The sequence below is a fragment of the Streptomyces sp. NPDC008092 genome (assembly GCF_042957285.1).
GTDB lineage: Bacteria > Actinomycetota > Actinomycetes > Streptomycetales > Streptomycetaceae > Streptomyces.
Genome location: NZ_JBIBHY010000005.1, coordinates 476201 through 492034, shown reverse-complemented (window position 1 = coordinate 492034; position 15834 = coordinate 476201). Strand labels below are relative to the sequence as shown.

The window sequence follows — 15834 nt, the reverse complement described above, 5'->3', positions numbered from 1 at the left end:
CACCTGCGTTCACCTGAACTACACATCGTGTCGTGACCATGATCAGTGCCCTGGTTCGGGGTTCGGCTTCGGCCGGACCCTCCTGGGCTGCCAAGTGGGCGACGGGGGGCCGGTTGCCGCAGGCGGGGGATTTGGTCATGCCGTGACACCTGTCGGTCTCGCCCGCCCTGGAGGCCGGTGGGTGACGGGAAAGGGTCTCCGCGCCTGAACGGGCCTTCTGTCCGCCTCCGTCACGGAGAAGGGCAGTCCCTTTGCTGTTCAGACGTCTGTACAGACCCTTCCACCGCCCTCCCACGGCCGAGCGCCCGCCGGGTGCCTCGTCCGGTGGTCGGCTCGCACGGCGCCGCCGTGTCAACGGCTCTCTCGTTCCGTTGGTCGTCGCCACCGCGGTTCTCGGGGGACTGCTGGGTGGCAGCCCCGCACCGACGGGATCCGCCATGACGAACGTGGCGGACAGCTACGACGGCTTTGACGCCGCGGCGGCCGAGCAACTGCGCCAGGACCAGTGCCTGATGGCCGACGCGCTGCGTATCGGCGGCACCTCCACGGTGCCGCTGGCACAGAACGCGCTGAACCAGAACGCCGATCAACTGCACACCGCCGCCGACCGGGACTACTGGGACGACACGCCGCTGTCGAACGCGTTCACGCAGGACCGGGACGCCATCCGCGCGGCGAGCGATGCGCTGCCCACTCGGCTCGCGTCCTGGCAGGCACAGCTCAGCGGCCTGTCCTTCCCCGGCAACTTCGCCACCGACGCCGAGTTCTACTGGCCGCCGGGCGTTTCCGCCACGGGCGACGACTTCTTCGAGCAGGTGGGCTACGCGAAGTGGCTCGGCGAGCAGTGGTGGAAGACCGAGGGCGACCTCTACAAGGACCCCACCGCGCAGGCCGACGACGCCACCGTCCAGGCCGTGAAGGACCTGGGCACGCCGCTGTACGGGACCGTCGACCCGTCGCTGCCCACGCAGCAGTGGCAACAGGCCTATGCCGAGCACGAAGCGTTCGAAAAGCTGGTCGGCGACTACTACGGAACCGGTGCCGACGACGCCCGGTTGTTCCTGTCCTCCGGCGGTTTCCCGCGTACCGCAGCCGACCCGGGCAGCCTGGAGTTCCGGATCGCCGTCGAGGACCTGAAGTCCCGGTTCGCCGCCTGCGCCTGGCGCAACCCGATCGACCCGAACAAGGTCCTGGGGCAGGAGGTCGCCACCGCGTCGGCGGAGTGGCAGCAGGAACTGGCCGCCCAGGCCACCCAGCGCAACCAGATCCTCGACGCGAACACCTCCGCGACCAAGGCGCTCACCACGACCGCGCAGGCGCTCGGTGAGATGCTCGGCCAGTCCTGGATCGCCGACCACCTGGCCCGCTGGCAGGACTACTGGTCCGCCGGGGGCGCCGGCTGGATCGGGGACAGCCCGATGGCCATCCACGTCCACGGATCGTCCGACAAGTGCCTTGAGGTCGGCGGGAATTCGACCGCCAACGCCGCCATCGTGCAGATCTACACCTGCAACGGCAACGCGAACCAGCAGTGGCGGATCTCCGGCGACACACTGGTCAACGTCAACTCCGGCAAGTGCCTGGTGCCGAAGGCCTCCGCGAGCGCGGACGGCACGGCGATGGTGCAGGGCTCCTGCACCGTCAGCGGCACCAGTGCCAACCGGTGGCAGTACAACCCGCACGCCACCACACCGCTCACGAACATCGCCAACGGCAAGTGCCTGAACCTCGCGTCCTACACCAACAGTCAGGACGCCACCCTGGCGACCTGTTCCGGCAGCGCCTTCCAGAAGCTGGACATCGTTCCTGTCGGGCACAACGGCACCGACGACCTCGACTATCCGACCACGGCCCAGTTCTTCCAGGCCACCAAGGGCATCGCCGCCGCCCAGTCCGCCGCGCAGACCCAGCTGACGCTGATCCAGAAGCAGGCACAGACCGCCACCTCCGCCGTCACCAGCACCGACACCTCGCTCAACGCCGCCTACGCGATCGCCGACCAGGCGGGCGCGCCACGGGGCCGGGGCCTGCTGGTCGGTCTGCAGAAGGCGCAGGTGACCAAGGCGTCGTCGGCCGCGGTCAACGCGATGCAGGCCGCCGCCCAGACCGCGCTCTCGGCGACCAAGGCGTCCGCGGCGGACAGCGCGACCATCGCCGCCCGCGCCGTGACCCAGGGCGCGGCCTCGACGGCGGCGTTCCGCAACGCGGCCGCCGAGGCGGCGAAGGAGCAGGCGAAGGCCGCCGCCGACGCCGCCGCGGTCCAGGCCGGCAACGCCAAGGCCGCCCGCGACACCGCCAAGGCCAAGCTGGCCGTGGCCGTACAGGCGGAGACGGACGCGAAGGCCGCCGCGGCCACCGCGCACGCCCGCCGGCTGGACGCGGAGGCCGAGGAGGCCACCGCCAAGGCGGAGAAGGAGACCGCCGCCCAGAAGCAGTCGGAGGCCGCCGAGCACAAGACCAAGGCGCAGGGCTACGCGAGCCAGGCGGAGGACGCCAAGGACAAGGCCGAGGCGGCCGACGCCACCGCCACCGACAAGCGGCAGGCGGCCGAGACCGCCTCGGACAAGGCGAAGGACCTGCGCGACGACGCCTGGGACGCCAAGCAGAAGGCGGACGCGGCGCGCGCCAAGGCCGACGCCAAGGACGCCTATGCCCAGGCGCACACATCCGACTCCGACGCCCAGGCGGCCCGCCAGGCGGCAGACCAGGCGGACGCCGCGGCCGACGACGCGGAGAGCGCCGCGGCCTCGGCCCGCTCGGAGGCGGACGCGGCCACCCAGGCCGCGGCCGACGCCGACGCGGCCGCCACCCGCGCGGAGGCCGCGGCCAAGCGGGCCCACGCCGACGCCGACGCCGCCCGGTCCGCCAAGGAGGACGCGGACGCCGCCGTCGCCACCGCGACCAGCGCCGCCGCCGACGCCATCGCCGCGTCCAAGACCGCGGCCACCGCCGCGAGCGCCGCGGTGAAACTCGCCGACGAGGCGGAGGCGCACGCCGCCGACGCCAAGTCACAGGCCGACGCGGCCAACACGGCCGCCCAGACCGCTATCGCCGGCGCCAACGTCGCCTCCGGACACGCCTACGCCGCCTCCCAGGCCGCCGTCGACGCAGGCAACGCCGCCCGCCAGGTGGCCGCTCCCGCCAACGATGCCGTCCAGCTCGGTGCCCCCTATGTCACCACCGACTCCGCCGCCGGCCTCGCCCTCCTGACCGGGCAGTCCAGCAAGACGATCGCCGAGCAGCAGCAGGCCGTCGCGGAGGCCCACGCCCAGAACGCCCAGGAGGCCGCCGCCCAGGCGACGAGCACCGCCAACGCGGCCACCGGCGACGCAAAGGCCGCGTACACCCTCGCCGCCGAAGCCGCCGGATACGCAGCCGACGCCCGCGCCTCCGCGAAGCAGGCCCTGGACTACTCCGCCGAAGCCGCCGGATACGCCTCCCAGGCCGCCCAGTCCCTCGCCCGCACCATCGCCTACGACAAGCAGGCCACCGACGACGCCAAGGCCGCCGACGATGCCGCCGGCCGCGCCGACGGCTACGCCTCGCAGGCCCGCGACTCCGCGGACGCCGCCGCCCTCGACGCCCAGGCCGCCCGCGATGCCGCCAGCCGGGCGGAACAGGCGGCCGAGGACGCCCGGGCCGCCGCCAAGGACGCCGACGCCCAGGCCACCGCGGCGGAAGAAGCCGCCAAGGACGCCCAGAAGTACGCCGAATCCGCCCAGCAGGCGGCCGACGAGGCCGAAAAGGCGGCGAACGCTCACCAGATCGAGACGGGCACAGTTCCCGACGAGACCGGTTCGCTGATCGGCGGCATGTTCTACGTCGTCGATCACTACGAGAACATCGGCGACCCGAAGGTCCTGGACAAGACCGACGGCTGCAACGGATGGCTCAACCATCTCGTCTACCGCGGCGACTGCACCATCACCGCGGAGATCGCCTACAAGGCCATCCTCGACCTCTACCTCTGCACCGACGAGGACTTGGGCGCGTCGCAGTACACGTGTCCCGCCGATGACACGGTCTACCTCGGTGAGTACCCGACCGAGAAGATGACCACCAAGGTCACCCACACCATCACGATCGCGGAATACCAGGAGAACGTCGACCCGATCGACATCCTCTTCGGTAGCTGGATCAGGTGCGCCCAGAAGATCAATCCGGGCGGTGCGAGTGGAAGCCTGACGGGATGCGCCTGGGCTGCCCTGGACGTGGTGAGCCTCTTCGCGGGCAAGATACTCCGCCCCATCGCGGACGCCGTCCGCGCCGTGGACGCCGCCGCGCGCACCGGGATCGGCTTCGCCGACGCCTACAACGCCCTGCGCGCACTGGGCCTGCCTGATGCCGTCGTCGCCGACGTCGGGGCCCGCGGACTCGAAGATCTCGTCGAGTTCTGCACCAGAACCGGGGCACGAGCGCTTGTCGCCCCCCTGGTGGCCACGGTCGACGGTTGCCCCACGGACATCGTCAGGTACAACAGCGATGAACTGAGCCGCATGGCCTACAAGTTCAGGGTCGAGTCCGGATTCTTCGATGCCGACCACAATGTCGCCGTCGCGCGGGTGCCGGGATGGAACGATCCCAAAACGGGTGACCTCGTCGTTGCCAGCAGCGGCTGGAGCGGCCATTCGGAGACCGACATTCTCGACCAGCTGGCCGCGAAGGGGTTCGACCCCAAGGACATCACCGCTCTGTACACTGAGCGATCGCCTTGCGGCGGGTGCGCCTCGGCGCTGGCCGACGCTCTCAAGCCCGGCACGCCGATCACTTATTCAGTCCCGTACGACCTCGCCTGGAACGACGCCGCGATGGAACTGCTGGCCAAGTACGTCCGACAGGCCGGTGGACGCACATGAGGTGTGTGCTGTCCGGCGAAGAGCATGGCGAAAGAGAGTGAGAAACGCGTGACCGAGCGTGGATTCGGCACACCACCGAAAGCATCACCGGACGTCATCGCTGCGCGAAACGCACTGGCTGACAAGGTGTGCCGGGAACTGGAGCGGAGTGGCCTGCCCGCCCACCGGGGCGACGCCGAACGCGAGTCGTCACCCGAGACGTCCGGCACGCGCGTGCACGTCGATCCGTCCACCGATGGCGGTGTCATCGTCAGATGGCGCACCGGGGAGGATTTGAGAGCCGCCGCCCTGGAGATTCTCGAAAGGGGCGATTTCTCAGGCATCCCTCCGGCGCTCCGGCATCACGAAACCGTCGTCCAGTGCATGGCCGGTGCTCTCGCGGGAATTCTGGCCTCGGCGGGATTCGAGGTCCAAGAGACCGATCCGCACACACACGGGCGAGCGGTCCTGGTCAAGGGTATGCACTCATGACGCGCCCCTGATTTCCGACGGCAGGCTGCCGAAGCCGAGTCTCCACGGTTTCGGCAGCCTGGCTCGCGACCGTGTTCGGCGGAACCGGGCTGTTGCGTGATGGTGTCTGCGCCGGTGTGCCTTCCTGGAGTCAGAAAGGCACACCAGCCCGCTTGGCCAGCCGTGTCAGCCTTGGGTTGCTGCGGCGGTGCAGTGAGGTCAGCACGCGCATGAGTTCCTGGCTCGTCGGGTGGACGCGGGCCATCTCGGGAGCGATGTTCCAGGCTTCTTCGAGGGCTTCGAGGGCGGAGTGCCGGTCGCCCAGGGCCAGGTGCGACCGTCCCAGGTTCATGTGGAGCGGACCGATGCGGGTGGCGGGCAGTGAGGTGCCCTCCCGGATGAGGTCGTCGGCCGTGTCCAGTGCTCGGCGGTGCTGGTCCATGTCGGAGTACGTCGAGATGACGTGGGTGGCGGTCTGGTCCGGCCCGAAGTGGATGCCGTGTTCGTCGGCGTCCGTGCCGTATTCCTCGGCTGTCCGCCATGCCGCCCGGATGTGTTTCCCGGCGGCGGCCTCGTCTTTGAGCCGACCGGCCAGGGTGAGCCCGCGCAGGTGCAGGATGCCCAGACCGAATGCGCGGTCACGCCCCTCCAGCGTGGACTCGGCCTCGACGATCGCGCGGTCGACGATCGCCATCCCGCCCGCGAAGTCCCCCGAGTTGAGAAACGTCCCGGCCTCGTCCCGGGCGGCCACCGTGACGGCGATCGGGTGAGCACGCTCCGAGGCCAGCCTCTGCTTCATGACGGCCAGTTCGGCCAGGTGCATCCATCGGAAGCGGGCGGCAAGCCAGTACACCACCGAGTACGTGTCGGCGACCCGGGTCCACGCGTCGGGCGACTGCGTGGCGTGCGCGTAGTTGGTCGACTTCGCCAGCACCCCGGGCAGCCTCTGAAGGACTGCCCCCAGCTCGGTGCGGTAGCGGTACTCGTTCAGCCGGTCCAATTCGCGCGGGAGGTCCTCGGGGTGCGGTGGCGGGGCGTCCGGGATGGCGAAACGCCGGATGGCGTAGTTGAGCGCGGCCAGGCTCGCCTCGTCCGTCTTGGCGACGGGTTCCGTGCCCAACAGCTCATCGAGGGTGAGCCCCATAGCCTGTGCGAGGGAGGCTGCGATGCCCTGGGTGAGGGCGCGGTCGCCGATCTCGATCTTGCTGAGCAGGGAAACCGACACGCCTGCCCGCCGGGCAAGGGCGAACTGGCTGAGGCCGCGTGCCTTGCGGCAGACGGCCACGTTCGTACCGGGTCCGGGAATCCTGATCACGCTCATCCTGTACGTCTTCCCCGCTCGACGTCCGTTGCGTCCCATCGTCCCACTCCGGCCCTCCCGCACCCGGCCGTTGTGCAAGAGCTGTGCAAGTTGGCTTCGCACGTAGGCAGTTCTCTTGGGTGACACACGTACGCCCAGGTGGGACGAGGACGCATGACACAGATTGAGAAGGCAGCAACGATGGTCAATCACGGCACCCTGCCGTACCCGCAGGGCACGCTCGTCGAGGACGGCGTCTCGGGACGCACCGGTGAGCTCCAGGGCGTGATCGAGGAACGCCTGAAGCAGACCGGGCGGGTCATCAGCCGCACCGCGTACCTCCGCCCGCAAGGGGGTGGCATCGAGTGGGACACCCCTTTGGACCACGTCCGGCGCGCCGGGACCGATTAAGCGTCCCGACGAAGCGCGCGGCCCTCGTCGTCCCCGGTGACGTGATCGGTTACGAGGGTCAGTGGCGCAGGGTGAAGACGGTGAAGGCCGCCCGGGGACCGATGGGCGGCCTGGCGATCGTGTTCACCTGGGAGGAGGGTGGCACCGCCCGCTTCCCCAGCGGGGACGAACTCCTCCTCGGCGAGCAGGGCGCCGACTGACCCGGCCTTTCGCGGGTGAGCGGTGCAGATGGGTACGTCGCCGGCCGTAGAGGCGTTGGGCAGTAGCTGCTATGGGGGCCGGACGCATATGGAGGCGGGGATACATCTGGAGCCCGACTACGACTCGCCCGTCTCGCCCACACACCCCGGCGGCCGCCCCCTGTTCCGTGACGAGGAGCCCTGACCCGGCAGCTGAGCTTGCGAGGGATGAGTGCCTGTCAAAAACACCCCGTTACACACTTATTGCACAAAGGATCTTCAAGGGTTCTCCATCCGATTTGTACGCTGCGTGGGTCCATGGTCCGGCGGGGCGAGACCCCGGCGGGCCTTTCGCGACCCAGGAGATTCACATGCGCATACGCGTCGCGGCCACTGCTCTCTCCGGCGCGGTCGTCCTGTCCGCACTCGCTGTTCCGGTGGCCGCTCAGGCGACGGAACGTTCCGGCGCGCAGGATGGACTCGCCTCCTTCTCCGCCAAGGCCGTTCACCCGGAGGACGCGCAGGGGAACATCAAGTTCTCGAAGGGCGTCGTCAACGGCGGCAAGGACATCGTCCTCGGTACCACCACCAAGAAGTCCGTCACCGCCACCTACACCGCCACCAGCGACAACGGCGTCGCGCTGACGGTGGCCGCCCTCTGGCAGGGCACCGACAGCTCCAGCGCGGCCGGCATCACCGGCGAACTGGACACCGACGACGACCCCAACTGCGTCGAGTCGACCACCCAGACCGGCGTCTACAGCTGCGAGGCCGTCTTCAACATCGACGCGGCCACCGACCTGAAGAGCAACGGTGCCGCCGGCACCTGGAAGCTGTTCCTCGGCGGCTTCGACCTCTCCGCGAACGCCAGCGTCGACGACAATGTCGGCACCGGAAAGATCAAGAAGGCTTCCAAGCTGACCGTCAATGCCACCCCCGAGCCGGTGAAGAAGGGCAAGACCGTCACCGTCACCGGCAAGCTGACGCGCGCCGACTGGAACACCGGCAAGTACACCGGCTACGCGTCGCAGAGGGTGCAGCTGCAGTTCCGCAAGAAGGGCAGCACCACCTACACCACCCTCAAGACCATCACCGCCGGCACCGGTGGTGCCCTCAAGACCACCACCAAGGCCACCGTCGACGGCTACTACCGCTACTCGTTCGTCACCAACGCCACCACCGGCGCCGCGACGGCCACCGGCGACTATGTCGACGTGAAGTAACTCCGGAGAACCGCTCCACCGCCGTTCGCCCTCGCCCCGCACCCGGGACGAGGGCGAACGTGTGTTCTCGACGGCCCGGCATCTCGCCATCCAGGACAGCCCCATAAGGGGTTCACGCGCCTGTCGAAGTCCATTACCCTGGACTGAGAAGTGCATCGTAATGAACAGCGACTCTCCTGGACCGCCCGTGACCAGCCCCAGCTCCTCGCAGCCGACGTCGACACCCACGGCTGGCGCGGTGTCCGCGCCTGCCGCCACCGGTATCCCGGGCCGGCTCGGCTCGCTCGGGCCCGTCGGGCTGGTCCTGGCCGGTGGGATCTCCGTGCAGTTCGGCGGTGCCCTCGCGGTGACCCTGATGCCGCGGGCGGGCGCGCTCGGTGTGGTGACCCTGCGGCTCCTCGCCGCCGCGGTGATCCTGCTCGTGGTCTGCCGGCCGCGGCTGCGCGGCCACTCCCGCACCGACTGGGGCACGGTGATCGTCTTCGGCATCACCATGGGCGCGATGAACGGCCTCTTCTACGAGGCCGTCGACCGCATCCCGCTGGGCCTCGCCGTCACCCTCGAAGTGCTCGGCCCGCTCGCCCTGTCCGTGCTGGCCTCCCGACGCCTGATCAACACCCTCTGGGCGGGACTCGCGCTGGGCGGCGTCTTCCTGCTCGGCGGCGGGGACTTCAGTGGCCTCGACCCCGTGGGTGTCGGCCTGGCCCTGGGCGCCGGCGCCATGTGGGCTACCTACATCATCTTCAGCGCCCGCACCGGCCGCCGTTTCCCGCAGGCCGACGGTCTGGCCCTGGCCATGGCGGTCGCGGCCCTGCTGTTCCTCCCGCTGGGCATCGTCGGTGCCGGGGGCAGGCTCCTGGACCCGACCACCGTCGCCCTGGGCTCGTCGGTCGCGGTCCTCTCCTCGGTCCTGCCCTACACCCTCGAACTCCTCGCCCTGCGCCGCCTTCCGGCCCACACTTTCGCCGTCCTCATGAGCCTGGAACCGGCCATCGCCGCCACCGCCGGTTTCCTCGTCCTCGGCCAGGCCCTGTCGGCCTCCCAGGCGGCGGCCGTCGCCCTCGTCATCGCGGCGAGCGTCGGCGCGGTCCGCTCCCAGGTGGGACGCGGCCGGAAACCGACGGGCGGCGCCCAGCCGGAGCCGGTGGTCGCTGCACGGCCGGAGCCGGAGCCGGTCGTCGCCGCTCAGGCCGAGCCGGTCGTCGCCGCTCAGCCGGAGGGGAACGGCAGCGCGTCCTGATAGCCGTTCGAGGGCCGCTGGATCTTCTTCACGGTCTGGGCGTCCAGCGCGACCGGCGCGGACTTCGTGCCCAGCTTCCCGCCGGGGTGCCAGTTCCCCGTGACGGACACCCAGGTGTTGGCGGGCGGGATGCTGTCGCTGTAGATCCGTACCTTCACGGACTGCGCGTCCGCCGCGCAGCAGGAGATGATGATCCGGGTCAGGTCCCAGCTCCCACCCCCCGGGACGGGCGTGACCAGCCCGCTCATCTCCACGGTCCGCGCCTTGATGGCCAGCGAGCGGTCCTGCTGCACCCGCGTGGTGAAGTCCGTGAGCGTGATGGGCAGCGGCGAGGTCTTCGGCAGCGGATCGAAGTCGTCCTGCTCCGCGACGACCTTGGCGGGCTGCCGGGCCGCGGTGTACGCGCCGAGTGCCGGCGGGGCGTAGAAGAGCAGACTCAGCGCGGGCAGCAGGAGCAGCCAGGCGACCCGGGGAACGGCCGAGTGGTCGTGGCCGTGGCCGTGGCCGTGGTTCCTGTCCCCATGGTTGTCTTCACCGTGGAGCTCTTCCGGCTCGTCGTGTGGTCCGGCCACATGTGCGTGACCACCATGTGCGGGGGCCACATGTGCGTGACCCCCATGCCTGCCGTGCCCCTTCCGCGCTGCCCGCGCCTCCCGTCCCTCCCGCGCCGCCGCCTCCACGATGCCCAGCACCAGCAGCACGAACCCGGACGCGATCAGCAGCGGCCGCATCCCGGGCTTGACGTAGCGCAGGCACAGGTCGGTGAAGAGGGAGGCGTGCAGCAGGCCGAGGCCGCTGAGGACCAGCAGGGTCACCTGGAGCGGACGTCTCACAGAAGTACCCCTCCGACCAGCACACTGCACAGGACCGCGACGACCGTCGTGGCGGCCGAGAAGCGGGCCGCGAAGGCCCGGCCGAACGTGCCCGCCTGCAACGCGATCAGCTTGAGGTCCACCATGGGCCCGACCACCATGAACGCCAGCCGGGCGGTGGGCGAGAAACCCGTGAGCGACGACGCCACGAACGCGTCCGCCTCCGAGCACACCGCGAGGATGATCGCCAGCGCCGCCAGGAACAGCACCGACAGCCAGGGCGAACCGGAGAAGGTGTCGAGCACCGAGCGCGGTACGGCCACGTTGAAGGTGGCCGCGGCCATGGCGCCGACCACCAGGAAACCGCCGGCCTGGAGGAAGTCGTGCTGGAATCCGCGCCGGAACTCCGTCCAGCGGCTGTGCCCCGACTGGTGCCCGGTGTGCCGTACGGCGGGCCGCAGCCACTCCTCCCGCCCCAGCCAGAGCCAGAGCCAGCCCATCACGGCCGCGGTGACCAGCGAGGCGACCAGCCGGGCCAGCACCATGAGGGGGGTGCCGGGGAACGCGATGGCGGTGGCGGTCAGCACGACCGGGTTGATCGCGGGCGCGGAGAGCAGGAACGCGAAGGCGGCGGCCGGGGTGACCCCGCGCCCGATCAGGCTGTTCGCCACCGGCACCGACGCGCACTCGCACCCTGGCAGCACGACCCCGGCGACCCCGGCGACCGGCACGGCGAGCGCGGGCCGCTTGGGCAGCAGCCGGGTGAACACCCGCTCCGGCACGAACGCGTTGATCGCCCCCGACAGCGCCGTACCGAGCAGCAGAAACGGTGTCGCCTGCACGATCACGGCGAGGCACACCGTCTGCCAGGCCTGCAGCGCGGCCTTGCTGACGCCCTGGCCCACGAGGAAGAGGGCGGTGCCGGGCAGGACGGCGGCGGCCACGAGGAGGAGGGGCCAGAACCGGGGCGGTTCGCGCGGGGGCGGGTCGTCCTCGGTCCCCGCGTTCGGGTTCCCCCCGTCCGCCAGGTGACCGCTCGCCGGAAGCGTCAAGGCGACTGTCGTCTCCGCCGCTACGGCGAGTTCATCTGTCCTCCGCACGCCCCGCACGCCTCACACATCACTCCATCGCCGGATGTTCGCATCGAACATAGGGCATGACGGTCCCCCTGCCGCGCCGGGTTGTGCCAAGGTTTGCCCGCACCCGGCCACGGCTCTTCCAAATTCATGCAAGCGTGCTTGATTGTTTCTGAGGGCGCTGCCATGCTCCCCCCATGTCCGATCCGACGCCCGTCATCGACGACCTGCGTGAGGAGAGCGCGGAACTCGACCGGCTGGTAGCCGAGTTGACGCCCGAGCAGTGGGCTCTCGCCACGCCCGCGCCCCGCTGGACCGTCGCCCACCAGATCGCCCACCTCGCCTGGACCGACCACTCCTCGCTGCTGGCCGTGACCGATCAGGACGCCTTCTCCCGTGAGGTCGAGAAGGCGCTGACCCAGCCCGGGGACTTCGTGGACAACGGGGCGGAGGAAGGCGCCGCCAAGCCCCCGGCCCAGTTGCTGGCGGACTGGCGGGCCGGTCGCGAGGCCCTGGCGGCGGCGCTCGGCGCGGCGCCCGAGCGGGCGCGTTTCCCCTGGTACGGCCCCCCTATGTCGGTCGCCTCCATGGCCACCGCCCGGCTGATGGAGACCTGGGCGCACGGCCTGGACATCGCCGACGCGCTGGGCGTGACCCGTACCCCCACCGACCGGCTCCGGCACATCGTCCGGCTCGGCGTCCGCACCCGCGACTTCGCCTTCGGCGTGCACGGACTGCCCGTGCCCTTCGAGGAGTTCCGCGTCGAACTGACCGCCCCGTCCGGCGGCCTGTGGACCTACGGACCCGAGGACGCCGACGACCGGGTCACCGGCCCCGCCCTCGACTTCTGCCTCCTGGTCACCCAGCGCGCCCACCGCGCCGACCTCGCCCTGGAAGCCACCGGCCCGGACGCCGACCGCTGGCTGGACGTCGCCCAGGCCTTCGCGGGCCCGCCGGGACCCGGCCGCACCCCGAAGGGCGGCACCCCGTGACCCTGCGCATAGGCAACGCCTCCGGCTTCTACGGCGACCGCTTCGACGCGCTGCGCGAGATGCTCACCGGCGGCGAACTCGACGTCCTCACCGGCGACTACCTCGCCGAGCTGACCATGCTCATCCTCGGCCGCGACCGCCTGAAGGACCCCGGCGCCGGATACGCCCGCACCTTCCTGCGCCAGCTGGAGGACTGCCTGGGCCTGGCCCACGAGCGGGGCGTGCGGATCGTCACCAACGCCGGCGGCCTCAACCCGGCCGGACTCGCCGACGCCGTACGGCAGCTGGCCGACCGGCTCGGCATACCTGTGCGCGTCGCACATGTGGAAGGCGACGACCTGACCGCCGTCCACCCCGGCAGCCTTGCCGCCCACGCCTACCTCGGCGGCTTCGGGATCGCCGAGTGCCTGCGGGCCGGCGCGGACATCGTGGTCACCGGCCGGGTCACCGACGCGGCCCTGGTCACCGGCCCCGCCGCCGCCCACTTCGGCTGGCGGCCGGGGGAGTACGACCGGCTCGCGGGCGCCGTCGTCGCCGGACACGTCCTGGAGTGCGGGACCCAGGCCACCGGCGGCAACTACGCGTTCTTCGCCGAGGCGGCCACCGCGGGCGGGGACCTGCGCCGCCCCGGCTTCCCGCTCGCCGAACTCCACGAGGACGGCAGCTGCGTCATCACCAAGCACCCCGGCACCGGCGGCTTCGTCGACGTCGGCACCGTCACCGCCCAGCTGCTGTACGAGACGGGCGGCGCCCGGTACGCGGGGCCCGACGTCACCGCCCGCCTCGACACCGTACGGCTGAGCCAGGACGGCCCGGACCGGGTACGGATCGAGGGCGTCCGGGGCGAGGCCCCGCCCCCCACCCTCAAGGTCGGCCGCAACCGGCTGGGCGGCTTCCGCAACGAGGTCGTCTTCGTGCTCACCGGGCTCGACATCGAGGCGAAGGCCGCACTGGTGCGCGACCAGATGACCGACGCGTTCGCGCTCGCCAAGTCACCGCCCGCCGGGATCCGCTGGGAGCTGGTCCGCACCGACCGCCCCGACGCGGACACCGAGGAGACCGCCAGCGCGCTGCTGAGGCTCGTCGTACGGGACCGGGACCAGGACACCGTCGGCCGGGCGCTGAGCGCGGCCGCCGTCGAACTCGCCCTCGCCAGCTACCCCGGCTTCCATGTGCTCGCCCCACCCGGGAAGGGCGCCCCCTATGGGGTCTTCGAGGATGTGTACGTCCCGCAGGGCGAGGTGCCCCATGTGGCCGTCCTCCACGACGGGCGACGGATCCCCGTGCCGCCGGCCCAGGACACCCTCGTACTCCAGGACCCGCCCGAACCACCGCTGCCCGAGCCGTACCCGGCCGGCGGCCCCACCCGGCGGGCGCCCCTCGGGCTCGTCGCCGGGGCCCGCAGCGGGGACAAGGGCGGCAACGCCAACGTCGGCGTCTGGGTGCGCTCGGACGAGGCCTGGCGCTGGCTCGCGCACACCCTGACCGTCGACGTCTTCCGCCGCCTCCTGCCCGAGACGGCCGAGCTGGCGGTCACCCGGCACCCGCTCCCGAACCTCCGCGCCCTCAACTTCACCGTCGAGGGCGTGCTCGGCGAGGGGGTGGCCGCCCAGCACCGTTTCGACCCCCAGGCCAAGGCCCTCGGCGAATGGCTCCGCTCCCGCCACCTGGACATCCCGGAGGCCCTGCTGTGACGGTCATCGAGACCACCCTCGACACGAACTCCCCCGACCACCGGGCGAACCGCGACGCCATGCTCGCCAAGCTCGCCGACCTGGAGGCCGAGCACGCCAAGGCCCTCGCGGGTGGCGGCGCGAAGTACGTCGAACGGCACCGCAAGCGGGGCAAGCTCCTCGCCCGCGAGCGCATCGAACTCCTCCTCGACCCCGACACCCCCTTCCTGGAGCTGTCCCCGCTGGCCGCCTGGGGCAGCGACTACGCCGTCGGCGCCTCGCTGGTCACCGGCATCGGGACCGTCGAGGGCGTGGAGTGCCTGATCACCGCCAACGACCCGACCGTGCGCGGCGGCGCCAGCAACCCCTGGTCGCTGAAGAAGGCCCTGCGCGCCAACGACATCGCCCTCGCCAACCGGCTGCCCTGCATCAGCCTCGTCGAGTCCGGCGGCGCCGACCTGCCCTCCCAGAAGGAGATCTTCATCCCGGGCGGCGCCATCTTCCGCGACCTCACCCGGCTCTCGGCCGCCGGCATCCCCACCATCGCCGTCGTCTTCGGCAACTCCACCGCCGGCGGCGCCTACATCCCCGGCATGTCCGACCACGTGATCATGGTCAAGGAGCGCGCCAAGGTCTTCCTCGGCGGACCGCCGCTGGTGAAGATGGCCACCGGCGAGGAGAGCGACGACGAGTCGCTGGGCGGCGCGGAGATGCACGCGCGCGTGTCGGGCCTCGCCGACTACTTCGCCGTCGACGAACCGGACGCGCTCCGCCAGGCCCGCCGCGTGGTCGCCCGCCTCAACCACCGCAAGGCCCACCCGGACCCCGGCCTCGCCGAACCGCCCAAGTACGCGGCCGAGGAACTCCTCGGCATCGTCCCCGGCGACCTGAAGATCCCCTTCGACCCGCGCGAGGTGATCGCCCGCCTGGTCGACGCCTCCGACTTCGACGAGTTCAAGCCCCTGTACGGCACCAGCCTCGCCACCGGCTGGGCGAGCCTGCACGGCTACCCGGTCGGCATCCTCGCGAACGCCCAGGGCGTGCTGTTCAGCCAGGAGTCCCAGAAGGCCGCCCAGTTCATCCAGCTCGCCAACCAGCGCGACATCCCCCTCCTCTTCCTCCACAACACCACCGGCTACATGGTCGGCAAGGAGTACGAGCAGGGCGGCATCATCAAGCACGGCGCGATGATGATCAACGCGGTCAGCAACAGCCGCGTCCCGCACCTCTCCGTCCTCATGGGCGCCTCCTACGGCGCCGGGCACTACGGCATGTGCGGCCGCGCCTACGACCCCCGCTTCCTGTTCGCCTGGCCCAGCGCCAAGTCGGCCGTCATGGGCCCGCAGCAGCTCGCCGGCGTCCTGTCGATCGTCGCCCGCCAGTCGGCCGCCGCGAAGGGCCAGCCGTACGACGACGAAGGCGACGCGGCCCTGCGCGCCATGGTCGAGCAGCAGATCGAGTCCGAGTCGCTGCCCAAGTTCCTGTCCGGGCGGCTGTACGACGACGGCGTCATCGACCCGCGCGACACCCGCACCGTCCTCGGCCTGTGCCTGTCCGCCATCCACACCGCCCCCTACGAAGGCGCACGCGGCGGCTTCGGCGTCTTCCGGATGTGAGGGACC

Annotated in this window: 12 protein-coding genes; 9 read left to right on the top strand and 3 right to left on the bottom strand. The window is 71.1% G+C overall.

All coding sequences use genetic code 11. The annotated features are described in order from the left end of the window. Window positions 1-437: 437 nt before the first annotated feature. Both ACFZB3_RS18630 and ACFZB3_RS18625 read left to right on the top strand, forming a co-directional pair. Complete coding sequence (locus ACFZB3_RS18630; protein WP_391376712.1) at window positions 438-4856, top strand: nucleic acid/nucleotide deaminase domain-containing protein; 4419 nt, start codon at window positions 438-440, stop codon at window positions 4854-4856. 24 nt (window positions 4857-4880) lie between these two features. After that, window positions 4881-5327 carry a hypothetical protein gene (locus ACFZB3_RS18625; protein WP_391376711.1) on the top strand — a complete coding sequence of 149 codons (447 nt, stop codon included), beginning with the start codon at window positions 4881-4883 and terminating at the stop codon, window positions 5325-5327. 130 nt (window positions 5328-5457) lie between these two features. On the opposite strand, the gene ACFZB3_RS18620 is transcribed toward ACFZB3_RS18625, so the two are convergent. Then, on the bottom strand, window positions 5458-6627 hold the full coding sequence (locus ACFZB3_RS18620; protein ID WP_391376710.1) for a helix-turn-helix domain-containing protein: 1170 nt from the start codon (window positions 6625-6627) through the stop codon (window positions 5458-5460). A gap of 153 nt (window positions 6628-6780) precedes the next feature. Here ACFZB3_RS18620 and ACFZB3_RS18615 point away from each other — a divergent pair, with 153 nt between their 5' ends. From ACFZB3_RS18615 to ACFZB3_RS18600, 4 genes are all read left to right on the top strand, one after another. Further along, a complete protein-coding gene (locus tag ACFZB3_RS18615; RefSeq protein WP_391376709.1) occupies window positions 6781-7017 on the top strand; it encodes a hypothetical protein in 237 nt (78 codons plus the stop codon). Between the two features lie 41 nt (window positions 7018-7058). Continuing rightward, a complete protein-coding gene (locus ACFZB3_RS18610) occupies window positions 7059-7217 on the top strand; it encodes a hypothetical protein (RefSeq protein ID WP_391376708.1) in 159 nt (52 codons plus the stop codon). Window positions 7218-7567: 350 nt separating this feature from the next. Then, a complete protein-coding gene (locus ACFZB3_RS18605; RefSeq protein WP_391376707.1) occupies window positions 7568-8419 on the top strand; it encodes a hypothetical protein in 852 nt (283 codons plus the stop codon). A gap of 187 nt (window positions 8420-8606) precedes the next feature. Beyond that, window positions 8607-9659, top strand: a complete 1053-nt coding sequence (locus ACFZB3_RS18600) for an EamA family transporter (RefSeq protein ID WP_391376706.1) — start codon at window positions 8607-8609, stop codon at window positions 9657-9659. Here ACFZB3_RS18600 and ACFZB3_RS18595 read toward each other — a convergent pair. Together ACFZB3_RS18595 and ACFZB3_RS18590 are read right to left on the bottom strand one after the other, a co-directional pair. Beyond that, window positions 9629-10492: a TIGR03943 family putative permease subunit gene (locus tag ACFZB3_RS18595; protein ID WP_391376705.1), complete on the bottom strand. Its 864-nt coding sequence runs from the start codon at window positions 10490-10492 to the stop codon at window positions 9629-9631. The two genes, ACFZB3_RS18600 and ACFZB3_RS18595, sit on opposite strands and share 31 nt — an antisense overlap. Beyond that, a complete protein-coding gene (locus tag ACFZB3_RS18590; RefSeq protein WP_391376948.1) occupies window positions 10489-11499 on the bottom strand; it encodes a permease in 1011 nt (336 codons plus the stop codon). Before ACFZB3_RS18590 ends, ACFZB3_RS18595 begins: the two co-directional genes overlap by 4 nt. Window positions 11500-11744: 245 nt before the next feature. Between ACFZB3_RS18590 and ACFZB3_RS18585 the strand changes: the two genes are divergently transcribed. The 3 genes from ACFZB3_RS18585 to ACFZB3_RS18575 are packed head-to-tail and all read left to right on the top strand — an operon-like array spanning window position 11745 to window position 15828. Continuing rightward, on the top strand, window positions 11745-12539 hold the full coding sequence (locus tag ACFZB3_RS18585; RefSeq protein WP_391376704.1) for a TIGR03084 family metal-binding protein: 795 nt from the start codon (window positions 11745-11747) through the stop codon (window positions 12537-12539). Further along, window positions 12536-14233: an acyclic terpene utilization AtuA family protein gene (locus tag ACFZB3_RS18580; RefSeq protein ID WP_391376703.1), complete on the top strand. Its 1698-nt coding sequence runs from the start codon at window positions 12536-12538 to the stop codon at window positions 14231-14233. Before ACFZB3_RS18585 ends, ACFZB3_RS18580 begins: the two co-directional genes overlap by 4 nt. Next, entirely contained in the window at window positions 14230-15828 is a 1599-nt protein-coding gene (locus tag ACFZB3_RS18575) for a carboxyl transferase domain-containing protein (RefSeq protein WP_391376702.1), read from the top strand. Before ACFZB3_RS18580 ends, ACFZB3_RS18575 begins: the two co-directional genes overlap by 4 nt. Window positions 15829-15834 lie beyond the last annotated feature (6 nt).

Excerpts from the sequence above, each read along its gene's own strand:
- ACFZB3_RS18630 (WP_391376712.1), top strand. The coding sequence starts at position 438 with ATGACGAACGTGGCGGACAGCTACGACGGCTTTGACGCCGCGGCGGCC.
- ACFZB3_RS18625 (WP_391376711.1), top strand. The coding sequence starts at position 4,881 with ATGGCGAAAGAGAGTGAGAAACGCGTGACCGAGCGTGGATTCGGCACA.
- ACFZB3_RS18620 (WP_391376710.1), bottom strand. The coding sequence starts at position 6,627 with ATGAGCGTGATCAGGATTCCCGGACCCGGTACGAACGTGGCCGTCTGC.
- ACFZB3_RS18615 (WP_391376709.1), top strand. The coding sequence starts at position 6,781 with ATGACACAGATTGAGAAGGCAGCAACGATGGTCAATCACGGCACCCTG.
- ACFZB3_RS18605 (WP_391376707.1), top strand. The coding sequence starts at position 7,568 with ATGCGCATACGCGTCGCGGCCACTGCTCTCTCCGGCGCGGTCGTCCTG.
- ACFZB3_RS18585 (WP_391376704.1), top strand. The coding sequence starts at position 11,745 with ATGTCCGATCCGACGCCCGTCATCGACGACCTGCGTGAGGAGAGCGCG.